A 256-nucleotide genomic window follows, 5' to 3' on the forward strand; every position below is an offset into this window, starting at 1 on the left:
ACGACGAAAAACCGAAGCGCCGCCTGCACGAGCTTCTCATCGATCAGGGCATCGCTATGAACCAGGAGGTGACCTTCATGTCGGATGGCGCCTGCAATTTGCGAGACCTCCAATATTACATGCGCCCCAACGCGGAACACGTTCTCGACTATTTCCACATCACCATGCGCATCACAGTGCTCCAACAGATGGCGCGCGGCCTGCCTCCGCCGCTCAGCGCCGCAGCGCCCGCGGCCGTCGCAACGCTCGAAAGCGT

The 256-nt window shown here is 60.9% G+C and carries 1 pseudogene; it reads left to right on the forward strand.

The features are described 5' to 3' along the window. A pseudogene (locus ACWGTI_RS32965) lies at window positions 1–256 on the forward strand (ISKra4 family transposase); the annotation flags it as partial.

The sequence above is a fragment of the Mesorhizobium sp. ArgA1 genome (assembly GCF_053714375.1).